This is a genomic window from Streptomyces lincolnensis, from assembly GCF_001685355.1.
GTDB classification, from domain to species: Bacteria; Actinomycetota; Actinomycetes; order Streptomycetales; family Streptomycetaceae; genus Streptomyces; species Streptomyces lincolnensis.
Genome location: NZ_CP016438.1, coordinates 6,604,280 through 6,623,714, shown reverse-complemented (window position 1 = coordinate 6,623,714; position 19,435 = coordinate 6,604,280). Strand labels below are relative to the sequence as shown.

The window sequence follows — 19,435 nt, the reverse complement described above, 5'->3', positions numbered from 1 at the left end:
GCGTGCGATGACGCGATTCGGATGGTGTACGGCCTGGTGGGCCGCGGCCGTGGTGCTCGTGGCCGGGTGCAGCGGCGGCTCGTCGGGGGACGACAAGGCGGGCGGTTCGCCGCAGAGGTCCTCAGCCGCCGTCCTCGCGCCGCCTTCCTCCCTGACCTCGCAGAAACCCGACTGGGGCCGCTGCCAGGCCACCGCGGACTCCACCGCGCCGGGCAGGGACTGGCAGTGCGCGACGCTGAGGGTGCCGCTGGACTGGGCGAAGCCCGACGGTGAGACGATCGGCCTAGCCCTGATCCGGGCCAGGGCCCGGGGCGAGAACCGCATCGGCTCGCTGCTGTTCAACTTCGGCGGCCCCGGCAGCTCGGGGGTCTCCACCATGCCCGCGTACGCCGCTGTCGTCTCCTCGCTCCGCGAGCGGTACGACCTGGTCAGCTGGGACCCGCGCGGGGTGGGCCTGAGCAAGCGCGTCCGCTGCCGCGACGACGAGGAGATCCAGGCCTCCGAGTCGGTGGACATCACTCCCGACACCCCGGCCGAGGAGCGGGCCTACCTCCAGGACTCCAGCACCTTCGGCAAGGGCTGCGCACAGAACACCGGCACCCTGCTGGGCCACGTCTCGACCACCGACACCGCCCGCGACATGGACCTGCTCCGGCATGTGCTCGGCGACCGCCGGACCCACTACTTCGGCATCTCGTACGGCACCGAACTCGGCGGCGTCTACGCCCACCTGTTCCCCCGCAACGTCGGCAGGCTGGTCCTCGACGCGGTCGTCGACCCGAGCGCCGACGTGGTGGGGCACCGGGAGAACCAGGCCCGGGGATTCCAGCGCGCACTGAACTCCTACCTCGAATCCACCGGAGAGGATCCCGAGCAGGGCTCACGGAGGATCGCCGCGCTGCTGGAGCGGATCGACGCCGAGCCTCTGCCGACGGCGTCGGGACGGAAGCTGACCCAGGCGCTCGCCTTCATCGGCATCATCCTGCCGCTGTACAGCGAGGACGGCTGGCCGGCCCTCACCAGCGCTCTGGAGGCCGCCGAGCGGGGCGACGGTTCGGAGCTCCTGGTCCTCGCCGACGAGTACAACGAGCGCGACCCGTCGGGCCACTACGGCACGGCCTCCCATTCCCAACGGGCCATATCGTGCCTGGACGACAGGCAGCGGCCGACGGTGGAGGAGACGAGGAAGCTGCTGCCGGAGTTCGAGAGGATCTCGCCCGTGTTCGGGACCGCCCTGGGCTGGGACACCACCGGCTCGTGCCACGACTGGCCGGTGGCCGGACAGTACGACACCCCGCAGGTGAGCGCGCCCGGTGCGGCACCGATCCTCGTCGTGGGCAACACCGGCGACCCGGCGACGCCGTACGAGGGCACGCGCAGGATGGCGGACGAACTGGGCGAGGGGGTCGGTGTGGTGCTCACCTGGAAGGGCGAGGGGCATGGGGCGTACGGCAGGGGGAGCGACTGCATCGACGCGACGGTGAACGCGTATCTGCTGGACGGGAAGGTGCCCGAGGCCGGCAAGGTCTGCTCATGACGACGGCGGGGGTGGTGGGCCCACGCAGCGCCCACCACCCCCGCCGACACGAATCCCCTCACCCACAGGGCGAGGAAGCCCGCTCAGTACACCGGCTTGCTCGGCTCGATCTGGTTGACCCAGCCGATCACACCGCCGCCGACGTGCACGGCGTCGGCGAAGCCCGCGGACTTCAGGACCGCGAGGACTTCCGCACTGCGGACACCCGTCTTGCAGTGCAAGACGATCTTCTTGTCCTGCGGGAGGCTCTCCAGGGCGGTGCCCATGAGGAACTCGTTCTTCGGGATCAGCTTGGCGCCCGGGATGCTGACGATCTCGTACTCGTTGATCTCGCGGACGTCGATGATCTCGATGTTCTCGCCGTCGTCGATCCACTCCTTGAGCTGCTTGGGAGTGATCGTCGAACCGGCGGCGGCCTCCTGGGCCTCCTCGGAGACGACGCCGCAGAAGGCCTCGTAGTCGATGAGCTCGGTGACGGTCGGGTTCTCGCCGCAGACCGCGCAGTTCGGGTCCTTGCGGACCTTGACCTGGCGGTACTGCATCTCCAGGGCGTCGTAGATCATCAGACGGCCGAGCAGCGGCTCACCGATGCCGGCGAGCAGCTTGATGGCCTCGTTGACCTGGATGGAGCCGATGGAGGCGCACAGCACGCCCAGGACGCCGCCCTCCGCGCAGGAGGGGACCATGCCGGGGGGCGGGGGCTCCGGGTAGAGGCAGCGGTAGCAGGGGCCGTGCTCGGACCAGAAGACGGAGGCCTGGCCGTCGAAACGGTAGATCGAGCCCCACACGTACGGCTTGTTCAGCAGCACGCAGGCGTCGTTGACCAGGTAGCGGGTGGCGAAGTTGTCCGTGCCGTCGACGATCAGGTCGTACTGGCTGAAGATGTCCATCACGTTGTCGGCCTCGAGCCGCTCCTCGTGAAGGACCACGTTCACGTACGGGTTGATGCCGAGGACGGAGTCGCGCGCGGACTCGGCCTTCGAGCGGCCGATGTCGGCCTGGCTGTGGATGATCTGGCGTTGCAGGTTCGACTCGTCGACCTCGTCGAACTCCACGATGCCCAGCGTGCCCACGCCCGCCGCGGCCAGGTACATCAGCGCCGGCGAGCCCAGGCCGCCGGCGCCCACACAGAGCACCTTGGCGTTCTTCAGCCGCTTCTGCCCGTCCATCCCGACGTCGGGGATGATCAGGTGGCGGGAGTACCTGCGGACCTCGTCTACGGTGAGCTCGGCAGCGGGCTCGACCAGGGGTGGCAGCGACACGGGGACTCCGTTGGTCGGTCAATCATTACGGTTGTTCTCCCCGTAACAGTGCCATGCCCTTTTTCATTCCGAGACACCTGTTCCGATCCGCGAGACGATGTCGTCCCAGTAGCCGGGCATGGTCTCCCACGGGCCGCCGCGGCCGGAGCGGTCCGTGCGGTCGGTGAAGTAGATGGTGGCGGCGCCCTGCCAGCGGGCGATGCGGAGAGCTTCCTCCAAGTGGGGGCCCGGTACCCCGTGGACCAGGTGGCAGAAGCGGTCGGGCGGGTAGTCGGCGGTCCACTCGGCGACCTGGGACCAGCGGTAGTCGCTCCACGGACCGGAGAACGTGACCAACTGGTCGGCGGTCTCGGCATAGCCGGGATACGGGTGGATGCCGTGGCCGAGGACGATGTGGGCGTCGTCCCGGAGCGCGCGGAGCGTGGTGACCGTGCGGCGGATCTCGGGGAGCGCGGCGCGGTCGGACGGGCAGCGGTCCAGGAGGAAGCCGTCGGCCCGGTACCAGTCGATGTAGCGGTGCGCGTCGGAGACCACCTCCCCGAAGGCGCGGGCACCGTACGTCGTGTCGAGGTGGCCGAGGATCCGGACGCCCGCGTTGCGCAGGCGTCCGGCCGCCTCCAGGCAGTGCGGGTCGGGGCGGCTGCCGGGGCCGTCGTCCCCGACGCGGAGGACGACCCAGTGCAAAGGGGTGCCGGGGCGGGTGAGTTCGCCCCACTCCGCCGGGGCCACGAGGGGGTGGGCGAGGCCCGGGACGCCGAAGCCCGGGCGGAGTTCGGTGCGGGGTGTGATCGTTGTCGCGCTGGTCAGATGCGGCACGCCGCCTCCATCCAGATGTCGGCGAGAGACTCCTCGAGGTTGATCCGGGGGCGCCAGCCGAGCCGGTCGCGTGCGGTGCGCACGTCGGCCTGCTGCCAGCTGCCGCAGCCGTCCGGGTACGGGTACGCGACCGGGGCCGTGTGGTCCGACTCGGTGCGGGGGTGGCCGATCGTCGGCCTGAGGTGCGGGCCGGTCAGGCCTGGCGGGCCTGGCGGGCCGTCCAGTTCGTGGAGGGCGCCGCCGTATCCGGCGACCCGCGCGAGGGTTCCGGCGGCGTCGCGGAGCCGGATCGCGCGGCCCGAGCCGATGTTGATCACGCCCTGCGCGGCGGAGAGAGACGCGGCGTGCACGGCACGGGCGACGTCGCGTACGTCCACGAAGTCGCGTTGGACGCCGAGCCCGCCGAGCTTGAGCTCGCCGTCGCCGGACTGCATGGCGCGGCGCATGGCCTCGGCGAGGCGGCCGAGCGGGGAGCCGGCGGGGGTGCCGGGGCCTGCCGGGGAGAACACGCGGAGGACCACCGCGTCCAGGCCGGAGCCGAGGACGAGTTCGGTGGCGGCGAGTTTGCTGACGCCGTACGGGCCGCCGGGGCGGGGGACGGCGTCCTCGGCCGTGGAGGAGCCGGGCTGGCTGGGGCCGTACTCCGCGCCGCAGCCGATCTGGACGAGCCGGGCGCCGCAGCCGCTGCGGCGGAGGGCCTCGCAGACGGTGGCGACGGCGACGGTGTTGTGGCGGGTGAGGTCGCGGGCGCCGCCCCGGGTGGCGCCGGCGCAGTTGACGACCACGCCGGGGTGGACCGCGTCCAGGAAGCGGGTGAGGGCGCCGGGGCTGCCGGACGCCAGGTCGAAGCGGACGTCGGCGTCGTCGCCTCGGCCCAGGGCGGTGAGCTGGACGGCGGGGTCGGCCAGCAGGCGGTCGGCGACGTAGCGGCCGATGTAGCCGTTGGCTCCGATCAGCAGGACTCTCATCGGGGGGCTCCCGGGGGTTTGGGGCGGGAGGTGTTCATGTGCGTGGTCTCCTTCGGATCGGAGGGGGGCGGATGCCGGATGCCTGCGGCGCGCTGTGCGGGTTCGGTGGGGGCGGATGTAGCGCCTACGGATGCGTGGGTGGGTCGGGGCCGGGGCGGGGGGTCTCCGTCCTCGGTCCGGCGGTGCTGTCGGGCCTGGAGGTGCTGCGTGTTGGACGCCGGACGCTGCGGGCGGACACCCCCCGCCCCGTCCCCTTACCGCCGTGGGCGGCGACAGCGCCCACGGAAGCCGGTGTCTCATGTCCAACGGCGACCGCGACCCGCCTTCTTTCAGGGGCGCGGGGAACTGCGCGACCAGCCACGACGGACCCGCAGCCGCCATACGACCGAACAAGGCACCCCAGAAGGCGAAACCCGCACATCCACCCCACGGCAACCCCAGTCCCCCTAGGGGCGCGGGGAACTGCACGACCAACCCCCACCCAGCCGCAGACACGCAACGACCTCACACCGCACCCCCCAGCGGAGCGCCCCCGTGGGCCGACGCTCGGGTGAGGGTTCGGGTTGCGTGGATGAGGAGGATCAGGGCGCCTGTGCCGCAGGTGAGGGTCTGGATGGTGGTGGGGCCGCCGAGGGTGGTGAGGGTGCGGACGGGGGCGGCCAGGGTGTCGCAGCCGGGGAGGCGGGCGGCGAAGACGGTTGCCAGGGCGGTGGCCTGGGCTGTCGCGGTGGCTCTGAGGATGACCACCGGGGCGTGGGTGAAGCCGTGGACGGTGAGGAGGCGGGCCAGGAGGAGGAGGGCGCCGAGGGTGAGGGTCGGGGCGTAGGGAGGCGGCTCGTCCAGGGCCGGGCCGGATACCGCGAGGAGGGCGGCGAGGGCGGCGAGGAACAGGGTGAACGTGCCGAGCAGGAGGGGGCGTACGGAGGCGGCGAAGTCCTCCAGGCCTCGACTGCCCGTCAGGGTGCGGCGGGCGCGGACGGCCAGGAGGTGGGCGCTCCAGGCGGCGGGGACGCAGGCCCAGGTGAGGGCGAGGGCCGGGGTGGTGACGAGGGGCCAGGGGCCGTCGGGGGTGCCGTCGGGCAGGCCGTCGGGGCCGCCGGCCAGGGCGGTTCGGAGCAGGCCGTCGCCGAGGAGGGCGTAGGCGAGGAGCCAGTACGTCCAGGTGCTGGAGCCGGGGCGGTGAGTGGAGGGCCTTCTTCTCGTGCCCAGCGGACCGCGGGCGAGCGCCGCCCGCAGGGCGAGGGCCACGGCGAGGATGCCTACGGCGGCCACCGCGAGGCGGGCCCTGCCGTGGGTGAAATGCAGGCCGACCAGCGTCGCCGTGCAGAACGTGCCGGGGAGGAGGGCGGGAAGGGCCCAGTCGGTCCGGGGCCCGGGGGCCTCGGGTGGGGCGGGGGGCGTCGGTGTGTCGCCGTCGCGGGGGACCCTGGCGTACATCTCCTCCGCGAGGGAGAAGACGTCCCGGTGGCGGAAGCGGGCCGCGGTGCGGTCGGTGACGCCGTGGGCCTCCAGGCCGGCCGCGATCTCCAGGGGGTCTACCGCCCGTTCGCAGAGGTCGCGGTGCCGGTGCATCAGGGCTTTGACCGGGTCGGCGGCCGCGGTTCGGCGGGGGGTGAGGGGCGAGGCACGGCCAGTGGTCGGCTCGGCCTCAGGTGCAGGGGGCGCCTGGGGTACGTCCGGGGCGGCCGACTCCTGTTCGTCCGTCGTCTCCGGGAGCCACTCCTCCGACCGTTCGTCCCAGGCCTCGGCGCCTGTTGGGGGGCCGGGGCGGTCCAGTTCGCCGAGGCCGCTCATCACGCTCCCTCCGTCGCGGGGATCGGGGCGGTCGCCCGTACCGGAGGGCCCGCGGCCCAGGTGGGGCCACCGCGGGCGACGACGCGGGCGGTCGGGCCGGTCCAGCGGCCGGGGACGTGGGCCTCGGCGGGGGCGGCGAAGGGCAGGGGTTCGCCGGCGTCGTCGAGGAGGACGCGGCGGACGGGGGTACGCGAGACGATCTCCAGGTAAATGCTGTGAAATGCCGTGATGTTCTGTTCCACGGTGAACAGTTCGAGCGCGCGGGCACGGGCGGCCGCGCCCAGGCGTGCACGGCGCTCGGGGTCGCGCAGCAGCACCACGCACGCTTCGGCGAGCGCCCGTGGGTTGCGCGGGGGGACGACGAGTCCGGTGCCGCCGATGACCTCCACGACGGCGCCGACGTCGGTGGACACGGTGGCCCGGCCGCAGAGCATGGCCTCGACGAGACCGAGCGGGAAGCCCTCGACCACGCTGGACAGGACGGTCACGGCGCCCGCGGCGTGCGCGTCGGCGAGAGTGGGCAGCTCCGGACCGCCGATCTCCTCGAAGGAGACGGGGTTGTCGCCAACGGCGTGCGGGCCGTCGGCCTCGTCGGGGAAGAGCTGGGCGGCCAGGGCCCGGCAGTGGCCGAGGTAGGCCTCACCCTCGGGGCCGGAGGGCGCGCCGATGATCCGCAGGCGGGTCTTGGGCTCCTCCTTGCGGATGTCCGCGAAGGCGTGCAGCAGCGAGACCAGGTCCTTGGCCGGTTCCACCCGGCCCACCCAGACGAGGGTGTCCGCGTCGGCGCACTCCGGCGACTCACCGACCTCCGCGAAGCGGGTGGCGTCCATGCCGGGGTAGACCGTGCGGAGCTTGTCGCGGTGGGCGCCGCAGCGCTCCTGCCAGCGGCGGGCGTGTGCGTTGCCGGGCGTGACGATCGTGGCCCGGCCGTAGATCTCGGCGGCGAGCCTGCCGTGGAAGGCGGTGAGCAGGGCGCGGACGGCGGGCGAGGACTCCGCGGCGTTCAGGTAGTGCGTGCGCAGCCGCACCCCGTACTCGGTCACCAGCAGGGGTACGCCGGCGAAGTGGTGCGCGAGCAGGCCGGGCAGGGCTGCCGGGCCGCCGGAGGTCGCGTGGCACAGGTCGACCGCGCCGAGGCCGTCGTCCTCGTACCAGTCGAGCGAGAGGGGGCGCAAGGCGTGTTCCAGGTGCGCGGCGACGGCAAGCAGATCGGGCACGCGCGCCTCGCGCGCTGTGCGGGGAGCGCCCGGCGCGCGACAGGCGCGTTCCAGGGCGCGTACGGCGCCCTCGGAGCGAAGTGCCCCCACCAGCCCGCCCTCGTCGCGGGCGAGTTCGGCGAGGCCGTACAGCGCGTTGGCGAAACGGTCCGCCTCAGCGGCCGACGGCTCCCCGGAGGTCCCTGTGCACAGGGTGGCCGCCAGCTCGCCGTAGCTCTCGGCGAACCGTCTGCGCGCCCGTCGGCCATGGACGGCCCCGTCGTCCTCGGCCATCCACAGCGGCGCGGTGATCACCCTGTTGACCTGCGGCGGCAGCGGGACCCAGCCCTCGTCCTCCTGCTGCTCGCTGCGGCTGAGCGCGTAGACGTCGAACTCGTGTTGATCGAGCCCGCGCACGAGCCGGTCGACCCAGAGCCTGGCGTCACCGCTCACATACGGATAGCCACCCTCCGTAAGCAGACCTATACGCACGAGTGCACCCCCGATCTCCCGTATGGGGAGCCGCCGTTGGCTCGGCGGCTCGCAGCGGGACGAACGTATGCGGACAAGGCGGTGGCGCGATGGACGGTTGTCCATCGCGCCACCAAAAGGGGTGAACGCTCGTAACTTTCCCGTGCGGTTCGCGTTCGATCGCGCTAAGAGATCAAGCGGTGACGTTTCGTCACGTCACGGCGGGTTCGCGCCGAGCCGTCCTGCGCCGGGCCGCGGCCTCCGGGTCGAGTGCCGGTACGGCGGCCAGGAGCTGCTTGGTGTACGGGTCGCGCGGGTTGTCGTACACCTCGTCGGCGGGGCCGGACTCGACGATCCGGCCGCGGCGCATCACCGCGACCCGGTCGCTGACCTGACGCACGACGGCGAGGTCGTGCGCGACGAAGACGAGCGCCAGCCCCAGTTCGCGCTGGAGTTCGCCGAGCAGGGCGACCACCTGGGCCTGGGTGGTGACGTCCAGCGCGGAGACGGGCTCGTCGCAGACGATGACGCGCGGGTCGGCCGCGAGCGCCCGCGCGATGCCCACGCGCTGGCGCTGTCCGCCGCTGAACTCGTGCGGGTAGCGGTCGTGGTGCGCCGCTTCGAGCCCCACGCGCTCCAGCAGTTCTCGCACGCGCCCCCTGATGTGTCTCTCGTCCCGTTCGCCTCTCGCGCGGAGCGGGTCGGCGATCGACTCGCCCACGGTGCGCCGGGGGTTGAGGGAGGAGACAGGGTCCTGGAAGACCATCTGCACGGCCGGATCCACGCCCACGCGCGCGTGCCCGTCGTGGCGGACCTCCCCCGCCGTCGGCTGAAGGAGCCCCACGAGCATGCGGCCCAGGGTCGTCTTGCCGCTGCCGCTCTCCCCCACGATGCCGAGCGTCTCGCCGCGGCGGATCGTGAGCGACACGCCGTCCACCGCCGCGAACGCCCGTTTCCCGCGCCCGAACTCCCGCCGCAGACCGGTCGCCTCCACGACGACCTCACCGGACTCACCGGACTCGGCCGCCTCGGACACCGAGGACACCTGATGCTGAGCCCGCCGCGCGTCCACCCGCGGCACCGCGTCCAGCAGTTCCCGCGTGTACGCCTCAGAGGGCGCCGCCAGCACCGCGGCGACCGGTCCGCGCTCCACGGCCCGCCCGTGCCGCATGACCAGGACGTCGTCGACGCTCTCGGCGGCGACACCCACGTCGTGCGTGACGAGCAGCAGGCCCATGCCGGTCTCCTCGCGCAGCGTGTGCAACAGGTCGAGGATCTGGGCCTGGACGGTGACGTCGAGCGCGGTCGTCGGCTCGTCGGCGATCAGCAGGTCCGGCTCGCAGGACAGCGCCATGGCGATGAGGGCGCGTTGGCGCATACCGCCGCTGAACTCGTGCGGGCGGGAACGCGATCGCCTCGCCGCGTCCGGAATTCCCACCCGGTCAAGGACCTCGACGGCACGCGCGCGTGCCGCCCGTCGCGACGCACGCGTGTGCACGCGGTACACCTCGGCGATCTGGTCGCCGATCGCGTAGTACGGGTCGAGGGAGGACAGCGGGTCCTGGAAGACCATCGCGGCCTTCGCGCCCCGCAGCCGCCGCAGTTCGTCGTCCGAGGCGTCGGCTACGTCGGTCCCGGCGACCTCGACCGTGCCGGCGACGCGCGCGCCCGTCCCGCGGTGCAGCCCCAGCAGGGCGGAGGCGACCGTGGACTTGCCGGAACCGGACTCGCCGACCAGGGCGAGGGCGGCGCCCTGCTCCAGCGTGAAGGAGAGACCGTCGACGGCCCGCAGGGACCCGAACTCGACCGTCAGGTCCGTGACGTTCACCAGGCTCATGCCAGCACCACCCGTCGGTCGGCCACCGCGTACAGCATGTCCGCGACGGCATTGGCGACGACCACGAAGAATCCGATGACCAGGACCATCCCGACGACCACGGGAAGATCGACGACGTTGACGGCATGGACCAGTTCCTGTCCGATGCCGGGCAGGCCGAAGAGCGTCTCGGTGAGCACCGCGCCACCGACCGCGCCGCCGAAGTTGTTGGCGTTGAGCGCGATGACGGGCGCGAACGCTCCGCGCAGCGCGTGGCGGGCGACGATCGACCGCTCGCCGACGCCGTACGCCCTGAAGGTCCGGATGTGGTCCTCGGTCAGCGTCTCCAGCATCGACGAGCGGGTCAGCCGGGCGAAGGCCGCGGCCTCGATGAGGGCCAGCGAGAGCCAGGGCAGCAGCAGGTTCCACGCCCACTGTTCCGGGTCGTCGGTGAGGGCGACGTACTGCGGGAACGGCAGCAGTTGGAGCTGCCCGCAGACGACGATCATCAGGACCAGGCCGATGACGAAGACCGGCGTGGCCACGCCCGCGAGCGTGATGCCGGTCAGCAGCCGCTCGGTGAGCCGGCCGCGCCGCCACGCGGAGAGGACCCCGGTGCCGACGCCGAGGATCAGCCAGATCACCATCGCGCCGAACACGAGCGACAGGCTGACCGGCAGCTTCGCCAGGATCAGCGCGGTGACCTGCTGGTCGCTCTGGTACGACAGCCCGAGGCACGGCGCCGAACAGTGCTGCACGGAGGTGCCCGTGGAGTAGTCCTGTCCGGCCACGAGTCCTTCCAGGAAGTGCCAGTAGCGCATGTACAGCGGGTCGTGGAGATGCAGTTGCTCGGCCACCTGCTGGACCTGGGCGGGCGAGCAGCGCGGACCGCAGGTGATCTGGGCGACGTTGCCGGGGGTGACGTAGAAGACGACGTAGACGATCACCGAGATGGCGAACAGGGTGACGAGGGCGCCGATGAGCCGGCGCAGGACGAATCCACCGAAGCCGCTCATGCCTTGGCCTCCCGCTTGCGGCCCGTGCCGATGCGCAGCCGGGACGCCGCGCGCGGGTCGAGCGCCGTGCGGACGCCGTCGCCGAGGACGGTCAGGGCGAGGACGGTCGCGAAGAGCGCGCCGGCGGGCAGCAGCAGGTACTGCGGGGCGGCCTGGTACCAGACGTCGGCGGCGGTGAGCATCTGTCCCCAGGACGGGGTGGGCGGTTTCACGCCGACGCCGAGGAAGGACAGGGCGGCCTCGACGGAGATGTTGGAGGGGACGAGCAGTGCCGCGTAGGTGATGACCGGTGCGGCGAGCCCCGGCAGCAGTTCGCGGCGGGCGATCCGCCATGTCCCCCAGCCGCTGAGCCGGGCGGCGGCGACGTAGTCGAGTTCCTTGAGGGTGAGCGTCTGGGCGCGCACGATCTTCGCGATGTTGCCCCAGGCGATGAGACCGATGACGAGGGCGACCAGCACGGGCCTCGGGAAGCTCGACGGCACGATCGCCAGCAGCGCCAACGCCATGATCATGAGCGGCATCGCGACGATGATGTCGGTGAACCGGCTCAACAGTTGATCAACCCATCGGTTCCCGAGTGCGGCGGCGACACCGAGCGTGACACCGATGACGACCTGGACGACGGTCGCGGCCAGCGCGACCCCCAGGGAGACGCGCGCCCCGTAGACGAGCCGCGCGAACAGATCGCGGCCGGTCTGCGGTTCCACACCGAGCCAGTGGTCCCCGCCGATGCCTCCGAAGGACCCGATGGGCACACCGCCGCGAGCCGAGTCCACCAGGGAGGGGTGGTACGTGGTGGGGTCCTGGCCCTCCAGCGCGGTGAGCAGCGGCGCGGCGAGCGCGACCAGGACGAGCAGGGCGACGACGGCCGCCGCGACCAGGGCGGCGCGCTGCGCCCGCAGCCGCCGCCAGAACTGACGGGCCCCCGAGGCCCCCGGGACGGGATCCACGCCCGTCCCGGCGGCCTCGGCGGCGACAAGTGCCTCACTCACGGCGCTACTTCACCGCGACCTGGGAGATGTCCAGCACGCCGGTCCAGTCGCTGATCACGACGTTCTTGATGTCCTTGCCGTACAGCCGCTTGTAGACGGGGTGGAACAGCGGCACGGTCAGCGCCTGCTCGCCGATCCTCTTGTCCAGTGCGCCCCACCTCTTGGCGGCAGCGTCAAGATCGGTCAACTTGTTGATCGCGTCAATCTCCGCATTGACCGACTTGTCGTTGAGCAGGCCCGTGTTGAAGTTCGCGCCGTCCTTGACGATCTGCCGGCCGTCGAAGATCGGGGCGAGGAAGGGACCGCCGGAGGGCCAGTCGGCACCCCAGTGGGCGAGGAAGAAGCCGGGCTCGGTCTTCACGTCGTGGATCGTGTCGGAGTAGTCGTTCTCCTCCAGGCCCTGGAGCTTGACGGTGATACCGGCCTTCTTCAGCGCGTCCTGGACGGCGGTCGCGATCTCGGGGCTGGTCTCGAAGTCCTTGGCGTTGGAGTGGGTCAGCGTGACGGTGAGCCCGTTCGCGTAACCGGCCTCCTTCAGCAGTTCCCTGGCCTTCGCCGCGTTGCCCGCCTTGCCGGCCGGGAACAGGTCGTAGGGCTGGTAGCCGAAGGACTTCTGGTTCGGCAGGAAGGTGGTGGCGGGCTCGGCGAGGGCGGAGCCGCCGGCCGCGTTGACCACGGACGAGCGGTCGATGGCGTACGAGATCGCCTGCCGCACCGTGGGGTTGTCGAACGGCTTCACGCCCGGGTTGAAGGCGATGTAGTTGGTGTAGCCGAAGTGGCCGGTGCCCACGCGCGCGGCCAGTTCCTTGTCACCGCTGACCTTGGCCAGCTCGGCCGGTCCGAGGTTGGTGTCCGTGGTGACCGCGGCCGCGTCCGCCCCCTGGGACGCGGACAGCCGCTGGTTGATCACGGAGGAGTCGAGCCCGGAGCGTACGTCGATCTTGTCCGGGTAGGCCTTGCGCTCCGCGTCCGTCGCCGCCGACCAGTGCGTGTTGCGCTCCAGGACGAGCCGCTCGCCGTCGTTCTGGTTCGAGACGACCTTGTACGGGCCGGACGAGACCGGGTGCTCCTCGTACTTGGTGCCGGTGTCCTTGGCCTTCGGGACGGGCGTGAACTGCGTCTGCGTGGCCAGGTAGGGGAACTCGCCCTCGGGCTTGTTCAGATGGAAGACGATGGTCCGCTCGTCCGGCGTCTCGATCGCCGACAGGCCCTTCTTGTCCTTGTACGGCCCCTGGTAGTCGGCCGCTCCGACCAGCCAGTCCCGCAGATAGGGCGCGCCGCCGGAGAGCTCCGGCGCGAAGGAGCGCTCGATGCCGTACTTGATGTCGGCCGAGGTGATCGCCGTGCCGTCCTCGTACGTGAGGCCCTTCTTCAGGGTGTACGTCCACACGGTCGCGTCCTTGTTGGGGCGCCCGGTGTCGGTGGCGAGGTCCGGGACCACCTCGGCGCCGGCCGCGCCGTTCTCGCGGTTGCGCGTGGTGAGCGTGCGGAACACCAGGGAGGGAACGTTTCCGCCGCCGGAGGTGTAGAGCCGGGCCGGGTCGAAGTCCTGGGTCGGATTGGCGTTCAGGACCGTGAGAGTGCCGCCCTTGTGGGGCGTGGAGTCGCCACCGCCCGAGGCCTTGGCATCGTTGTCCTCGGGGCCGCAGGCGGCGGCGCCCGCTGCCAGGACCAGGCCGACGGATGCCGCGGCCACGCGGCGCGCTATGAGGGACGGTTGACGCATCGGAAGACGACCTCTCGAAAGAGCAAGTCTCGCATCACGAGACAGATTGACGAGGAGTGAGACAGAACTGAGCACACGTCCGCCCCGGCGTCATGGCGTCGGAAATCCGTGACCGGGTCACGGGAGGAAAGGAAGGATCGCGACGCACGCGCGCGGGGCGGGCGTCAGCGACAGAGAATGTCGGCCACGCAGAGCGGGGTCACGCCGATCAGCGCCAGCTCGATGGCGGCGCGCGGGTGGGCGGGACGGGGCGACATGCGCAGCAATATGTACGACTTTTCTGCGCATGTCAACGTGGCTTCGCCCCCGGACATCAACTCCTGGGATAGGGCCAGGGGTTGGCCTTGCAGCGGATCCCGTCGTGGTCGAGGAACTTGGTCTGCTGCTGCATGACCGGCGCGAGATCGCCGTTCTTGTCGCAGGTGACATGGCCGTGGCCGAGCCGGTGACCGACCTCGTGGTTGATCAGCATCTGCCGGTACGCGTGGATCTGGTCGTCGCCGTACGTCTCGGAGCCCTGCGCCCATCGGTACGCGTTGATCATCACGCGCTCGGTGGCGGCCGAGTCGCACGACACATTGTCCTCGGTGGTGTCCAGACCGGACTTGGCGCACCAGTCGGCGGTGGTGCCCGGGCTGGCCAGCGTGATCACGAAGTCGGTCTTGCCGGAGTAGACGCGCTCGAAGGTGAGGGCGCCGTTGTGCGCCCAGCTCCGGTCGTCGTTGAGTGTCTTCCGCACGGCCTCCGCGAAGAGTTCGCCGTCGAGCCCGAGCCCCTGCTCCACGTCCACGCGGTACGTGTACTTCTGTCCCGTGGCGGGTCCCTTGGCGATGCCGGGAATCGCGTCGAACTTCCCCGACGCCTTGAGGGTGGATTCGAGCGGGTACATCCGGCCCATCGCCTGCTCGTACGTCAGCGGCGCCGCCGCCGGCGCCTCGGAGGGCGTCGGCCGCCCGCCGATCCGCGAGGCGGAGTCCCGGGCGTCCCGCGCCTGGTCGGAGGCCGACTGCGACCGTACGTCGGAGTCGTCGGCCCCGTCCGCGACCTGCCCGGCCACGACGATGGCCAGCACGGTGGTGACGGCGGCCGCGGCGATCCCGGTGAAGGTCCGCCCCTTGGCACCCTTGTCCGGAGCGGGCTCGCCGGTCGGGGGCACGTCGTCGATGTCGGTGCCGTCAACACCGTCAAGGTCATCAAGTCGGTCCAGACGGTCGACACCCGTATCGGCCGGCCAGTCGGTGACGGAGCCGTAGGGATCGGAGGCGAGTGCGGTCGTGCGGGTGCGGGGCGCGCCGGACGGGGCGCGACGCCCGTCCGAAGGGGCTCGCCGCGCGAAGACGTCGTCGTCCCCTTCGAAGGCCTCCAGATAGTCCTGCCGCGGTCCGCGCGGTGGCGCCGGCCGCTGATGCGGTATGGCCGGCCCGGCGGACCCCGGACCGCCGTACCCGGCGCCGCCCCGTCCGCTCGGCTCGCCCCAGCCGCCTCCGGCTTCCCGGTGCTCGGGGTGTCCCCCGCGGACCTGCGGGACCCCGCGCGCGGGGGTGCCGTCCGGGAGTCCGGGGATGCCGTGGGCAGGCGTGCCGTACTCGAACCCGGGCGGCAACCCGCCCACCGGCGCCGGGCGTCCGGACACCCGGGCCCGGCTCGCCGCGGTCACATCCGCGGTGCCGTCTCCGCTGCTGTGGTCGCCCTTCGGGGCGCTCTTGGGGGCAGGTCCACGTCGACTGTGACGTCCCACGTCGCCCCTCAGCTCCCTTGGCCGGCGGTACTCGATCGGCTGCCGGTACTCGATGTCGCGGCCCCGCCGTCGGAGGCCGCCGTGTCCTTGAGGAGGTCACGGAACGCCGCCGCCACCGTCTCCGGGTATTCCATCATCGCCACGTGCCCCGCCTCCGGCAGGGTGAGCAACCGCGAGTCACGGAAGGCACGGGCGGCCTTCTGCGCCATACGGAAGCCGACGAGTTGGTCACGTCCACCGTAGACGAGGAGCGTCGGTGCCAGGACACGCTCGGCCTGGCGCCACAACGCGTGCTGGCCGCCGAGCGTGTACGCGTTCACCAGCCCGCGCGCGGAGCGCGTCATCGCGTCCCAGAAGTACGGCAGTTGGAGGCGCCTGTCCATCTCCTCGACGGCGTGGCGGAAACCTTCCGGCGTCACGCGCCCGGGGTCGCCGTAGCACAGCGCCGTGACTCCGCGGACCCGCTGCTCGGCCGTCCACTCCTTGGTGAACCGGGTGAACAGCCCGGCCACACCGGGCACCGCCAGCAGGCCGGTCGGCACGGCGCTGCGCTGGACGCGGATCTCCGGCAGCGCGGGCGAGACGAGCGTGAGCGTGCGGACGAGGTCGGGGCGTACCGCGGCGACGCGCGTGGAGACCGCGCCGCCGAGCGAGTTCCCGACGAGGTGCACCGGCCCCCGGGCGGAGGCGTCGAGAAAACGGATCACCGCGCGCGCGTGCCCGGTGATCGAGTAGTCGGCGTCGTCCGGCGGTGGCGAGTCGCCGAACCCCGGCAGATCGACGGCCTCACCGTCGACCGTGTCGTCCAACTGCTCCATCAGCGCCGACCAGTTCTGCGAGGAACCGCCCAGGCCATGGACGTAGAGAGCGGGGGGCAGGCCCTCGCGCGCCGGTGGCCTCGACCGGACCGACAGCGTGATTCCCGGCAGTCCGACCGACCTCAGCCGCTCGCCTTCCGCGACCCTGACGGGCGCCACCTTGGGAAGCATGTTGGCGGGCGGCACGAACGGCAGCTCGGTCGAAGACATGCGGCAATGTTACGAGACGATCACGCGGTGGTTCATGTGTTCGCCATCACAAGTCGGCGTGACCATGCCATCCCGTCGACCACCCGCCCGTCACCCCCGACGCGGTCGCGACGGCGCGCGGATCGATGGCGTACAGATCGGGTGTCTCCTACGCTCGTACGCAGGGCACCCGCATGTGGCCCCCTGTTCCACTCAGGGATGTACTAGGAAGGGAGCCCACCATGGCCGTCGACCCCACCGATCCCGAGACGTTCGTGGACGACAACACCGAGGAACCCCAGGAGTACGACGTCGAGGCCCCCGAGGTCGACGCGGCGGAGCAGCACGCGGAGGTCGCGCCGGACCGCGACGACCCGTTGACCGACGTCGACCCGGACCGCGCCAGCGAGGCCGATCTCATCGAACAGGCCCGCGTGGTCTCCCTGGACGAGGACGACTATCGGTGACGACGGAGGCCGCCGCGGAGCGGCCGACGAGACCGCCGCTGAACAGCGGCGAGGCACGCCCATGCCCGGTAGATCACGGTTTAAAACTCTATGTGCGGCTTTTACCGCCGTCCGGTCCGTGAAATTCTGCGCTCGCACCGCGCACACCACGGTTACCGAAAAGTACGATGGCCGCGCGGCGCACACCGCACTTGGACGACTTTGGGAGGCGGCGTGACAGCCATCGAGCAGACAGAGGCAGCACGCCCGCGAGGCACGCGCCTGCCGCGCCGTGCCCGACGGAACCAGCTGCTGGGCGCCGCCCAGGAAGTCTTCGTGGCGCAGGGCTACCACTCCGCCGCGATGGACGACATCGCCGAGCGCGCGGGCGTCAGCAAGCCGGTGCTCTACCAGCACTTTCCGGGCAAGCTCGACCTTTACCTCGCGCTGCTCGACCAGCACTGCGAGTCCCTCATCCAGTCCGTCCGCAACGCGCTCGCGTCGACGACCGACAACAAGCAGCGCGTCCGGGCGACCATGGACGCCTATTTCGCGTACGTCGAGGACGACGGCGGCGCCTTCCGGCTGGTCTTCGAGTCGGACCTGACGAACGAGCCCGCGGTGCGCGAGCGCGTCGACAAGGTGACGAACGAGTGCGCGGAGGCCATCTGCGACGTGATCGCCGAGGACACCGGCCTGTCGAGGGCCGAGTCCATGCTGCTGGCGTCCGGGCTCGGCGGCCTCGCGCAGGTCGTCGCCCGCTCCTGGCTGCACAGCGACCGCAGCGTCCCGCGCGACCAGGCGGTCCAGCTGCTGACGTCGCTGGCCTGGCGGGGCATCGCCGGTTTCCCGCTGCATGGCATGGACCCGCACTGACCGCACGCGCGCGTGAGGGGCGTTTGTTCCCGCCCGCTGTTCGCTCCTGGCGTTCTCGGGCGGAGCGTGTACGTCCCCTCACCGGGCTAATGTGTGCTGGGTACAGCGCGGAAGGTCGCGCACTTCACTGACCGTCGGAGGGACATAGCCGTGGAGGTCAAGATCGGCGTGCAGCACGCGCCCCGCGAGATCGTTCTGGAGAGCGGTCAGAGCGCCGAGGAGGTCGAGCGGGCGGTGTCCGAGGCGCTGGCCGGCAAGTCGCAGCTGCTGAGCCTCGTGGACGAGCACGGCCGCAAGGTCCTCGTCCCGGCCGACCGTCTCGCGTACGTCGAGCTCGGCGAGCCCGCCCCCCGCAAGGTGGGCTTCGGCGCGCTGTAGACAGACGCCACGAGAGGGGCCCGGCGACCTGGTCGCCGGGCCCCTCTCGTTTCGCCTCGTTCCGCTCGCCTCGTTCCACCGCGAGATTTTTTCTTCACATATGGAGCACAACTCGCGTGCGGAGGAGGATTGCATTCCGCAGGTCACGGGTAAGACGGGCTACGACGTAACGCGCAGTGTGGCCGTGTGGGAGGGACCCCATGATGTTGTTGGAAGCGCTCGGCTCCGCTCTGCTCGGTCTTGTGCTGGCGGGGGCGGCGATCCACCGTCTTTCACACCGCCTGCCCGCCCGCTCCCTCGTCCTCGCGACCGGCACCGCCGGCGCCCTCTTCGGCGCCTTCGTCACCCACAGCGCGCTGGACGCCGGAGGCGCCCTTCTCACGCTCATCGGCGCCGTGGTCGTCTCGGCGGCCTCGCTCTCGCTCCTGCTGCGCCCCGGAGGAAGACTCCGCCGCTCGGCGACGGCCTGAGAGGGCGGCACCCCGGGGCGCCCTGAGCGGAGCGCTACGCCGCCAGGCCCAGCGCGGCCATCCGCTTCGTGTGCGCCTCGGTGATCCGCGAGAACATCCGCCCCACCTCGGCGAGATCGAACCCGTCCGCGACGCCGCCCACGAGCATCGTGGACAACGCGTCCCGGTCGGCGACCACCCGCTGCGACTGCGACAGCGCCTCCCCCATCAACCGCCGCGCCCACAGCGCGAGTCGGCCGCCGACGCGGGGGTCCGCGTCGATCGCCGCGCGCACCTTCTCCACGGCGAATCCGGCGTGCCCCGTGTCGTCGAGCACGGCCAGCACCAGCTCACGGGAGTCCATGTCGAGCCGGGCGGCGACCTCACGGTAGAAGTCGCTGGCGATCGAGTCGCCGACGTAGGCCTTGACGAGCCCTTCGAGCCAGTCCGAGGGTGCCGTCTGCTTGTGGAAGCCGTCCAGCGCGGCGACGAACGGCTCCATCGCCCGGGTCGGCTCCTCACCGATCTCGGTGAGCCGGTCCCGCAGCTTCTCGTAGTGGTGGAACTCGGCCGACGCCATCTTCGCCAGCTCCGCCTTGTCCGCCAGCGTCGGCGCCAGCTTGGCGTCCTCCGCGAGGCGCTCGAAGGCCGCCAGCTCCCCGTAGGCGAGCGCGCCGAGCAGGTCGACGACCGCTGCCCGGTACTGTGGATCGGCGGAGGCCTGCGCCCAGTCCTGGGCGGCGACCCCGGTCGCCCCGGCGGCGGCTTCCGAGGCTTCTGCGGGTGCGTCAGAGGTGTTGTCAGGCGTCGTCATGAAGCGCACAATAGCCCGCCCGCAGCACGACGGAAGTCCCTGGTCAATCACTGTGACGACCACTACGTGACCAAATCGGCCATCGCATGTGCGCGATTCCGGGGTATGGTGGTAATGCGCCCGCTGAGTACTC

General features: G+C 71.5%; 18 protein-coding genes. 5 read left to right on the top strand and 13 right to left on the bottom strand.

Translation table 11 applies throughout. The features are described 5' to 3' along the window. The first annotated feature begins 7 nt into the window (after positions 1–7). Positions 8–1,537, top strand: a complete 1,530-nt coding sequence (locus SLINC_RS29615; protein WP_067439186.1) for an alpha/beta hydrolase — start codon at positions 8–10, stop codon at positions 1,535–1,537. Positions 1,538–1,620: 83 nt separating this feature from the next. On the opposite strand, the gene moeZ is transcribed toward SLINC_RS29615, so the two are convergent. From moeZ to SLINC_RS29560, 12 genes are all read right to left on the bottom strand, one after another. Continuing rightward, the gene (gene moeZ, locus SLINC_RS29610; protein ID WP_067439183.1) at positions 1,621–2,799 is read right to left on the bottom strand and encodes an adenylyltransferase/sulfurtransferase MoeZ; all 1,179 of its coding nucleotides are present in this window, start codon (positions 2,797–2,799) and stop codon (positions 1,621–1,623) included. A gap of 63 nt (positions 2,800–2,862) precedes the next feature. Further along, entirely contained in the window at positions 2,863–3,615 is a 753-nt protein-coding gene (locus SLINC_RS29605) for a spherulation-specific family 4 protein (protein WP_067439180.1), read from the bottom strand. Beyond that, the gene (locus tag SLINC_RS29600; RefSeq protein ID WP_067439177.1) at positions 3,603–4,583 is read right to left on the bottom strand and encodes an NAD-dependent epimerase/dehydratase family protein; all 981 of its coding nucleotides are present in this window, start codon (positions 4,581–4,583) and stop codon (positions 3,603–3,605) included. The genes SLINC_RS29605 and SLINC_RS29600 overlap by 13 nt, the downstream gene beginning before the upstream one ends. A 504-nt stretch (positions 4,584–5,087) precedes the next feature. Next, on the bottom strand, positions 5,088–6,377 hold the full coding sequence (locus SLINC_RS29595; protein ID WP_067439174.1) for a hypothetical protein: 1,290 nt from the start codon (positions 6,375–6,377) through the stop codon (positions 5,088–5,090). Beyond that, positions 6,377–8,026: a DUF3492 domain-containing protein gene (locus SLINC_RS29590; protein WP_067439171.1), complete on the bottom strand. Its 1,650-nt coding sequence runs from the start codon at positions 8,024–8,026 to the stop codon at positions 6,377–6,379. Before SLINC_RS29590 ends, SLINC_RS29595 begins: the two co-directional genes overlap by 1 nt. Positions 8,027–8,255: 229 nt before the next feature. After that, on the bottom strand, positions 8,256–9,881 hold the full coding sequence (locus tag SLINC_RS29585) for a dipeptide ABC transporter ATP-binding protein (RefSeq protein WP_067439168.1): 1,626 nt from the start codon (positions 9,879–9,881) through the stop codon (positions 8,256–8,258). Beyond that, positions 9,878–10,876: an ABC transporter permease gene (locus tag SLINC_RS29580; RefSeq protein WP_067439165.1), complete on the bottom strand. Its 999-nt coding sequence runs from the start codon at positions 10,874–10,876 to the stop codon at positions 9,878–9,880. Before SLINC_RS29580 ends, SLINC_RS29585 begins: the two co-directional genes overlap by 4 nt. After that, positions 10,873–11,868 (bottom strand): ABC transporter permease, encoded by a 996-nt coding sequence (locus SLINC_RS29575; protein WP_067439162.1) that lies wholly within the window; start codon positions 11,866–11,868, stop codon positions 10,873–10,875. The genes SLINC_RS29580 and SLINC_RS29575 overlap by 4 nt, the downstream gene beginning before the upstream one ends. A 4-nt stretch (positions 11,869–11,872) precedes the next feature. Beyond that, on the bottom strand, positions 11,873–13,594 hold the full coding sequence (locus SLINC_RS29570; RefSeq protein ID WP_067439159.1) for an ABC transporter substrate-binding protein: 1,722 nt from the start codon (positions 13,592–13,594) through the stop codon (positions 11,873–11,875). A 164-nt stretch (positions 13,595–13,758) separates the two neighbouring features. After that, positions 13,759–13,851, bottom strand: coding sequence for an Ms4533A family Cys-rich leader peptide (locus SLINC_RS50270; RefSeq protein WP_310736476.1), 93 nt, complete (start codon positions 13,849–13,851; stop codon positions 13,759–13,761). A 56-nt stretch (positions 13,852–13,907) separates the two neighbouring features. Further along, positions 13,908–15,386 carry a DUF3152 domain-containing protein gene (locus SLINC_RS29565; protein WP_375141532.1) on the bottom strand — a complete coding sequence of 493 codons (1,479 nt, stop codon included), beginning with the start codon at positions 15,384–15,386 and terminating at the stop codon, positions 13,908–13,910. Then, positions 15,341–16,360, bottom strand: a complete 1,020-nt coding sequence (locus tag SLINC_RS29560) for an alpha/beta fold hydrolase (protein WP_067439156.1) — start codon at positions 16,358–16,360, stop codon at positions 15,341–15,343. The genes SLINC_RS29565 and SLINC_RS29560 overlap by 46 nt, the downstream gene beginning before the upstream one ends. A 221-nt stretch (positions 16,361–16,581) precedes the next feature. On the opposite strand from SLINC_RS29560, the gene SLINC_RS29555 reads away from it, so the two are divergent. The 4 genes from SLINC_RS29555 to SLINC_RS29540 all read left to right on the top strand — a co-directional run bounded on the left by SLINC_RS29555 (position 16,582) and on the right by SLINC_RS29540 (position 18,509). After that, entirely contained in the window at positions 16,582–16,806 is a 225-nt protein-coding gene (locus SLINC_RS29555) for a hypothetical protein (protein WP_067439153.1), read from the top strand. Positions 16,807–17,019: 213 nt separating this feature from the next. Next, positions 17,020–17,661 (top strand): TetR/AcrR family transcriptional regulator, encoded by a 642-nt coding sequence (locus tag SLINC_RS29550; protein WP_067439150.1) that lies wholly within the window; start codon positions 17,020–17,022, stop codon positions 17,659–17,661. Positions 17,662–17,811: 150 nt separating this feature from the next. Beyond that, positions 17,812–18,039 (top strand): DUF3107 domain-containing protein, encoded by a 228-nt coding sequence (locus SLINC_RS29545; RefSeq protein ID WP_019754243.1) that lies wholly within the window; start codon positions 17,812–17,814, stop codon positions 18,037–18,039. Between the two features lie 203 nt (positions 18,040–18,242). Continuing rightward, the gene (locus tag SLINC_RS29540; protein ID WP_067445831.1) at positions 18,243–18,509 is read left to right on the top strand and encodes a hypothetical protein; all 267 of its coding nucleotides are present in this window, start codon (positions 18,243–18,245) and stop codon (positions 18,507–18,509) included. Positions 18,510–18,543: 34 nt separating this feature from the next. Here SLINC_RS29540 and SLINC_RS29535 read toward each other — a convergent pair whose 3' ends face one another. Further along, positions 18,544–19,311, bottom strand: coding sequence for a ferritin-like fold-containing protein (locus SLINC_RS29535; RefSeq protein WP_067439148.1), 768 nt, complete (start codon positions 19,309–19,311; stop codon positions 18,544–18,546). Between the last annotated feature and the right edge of the window lie 124 nt (positions 19,312–19,435).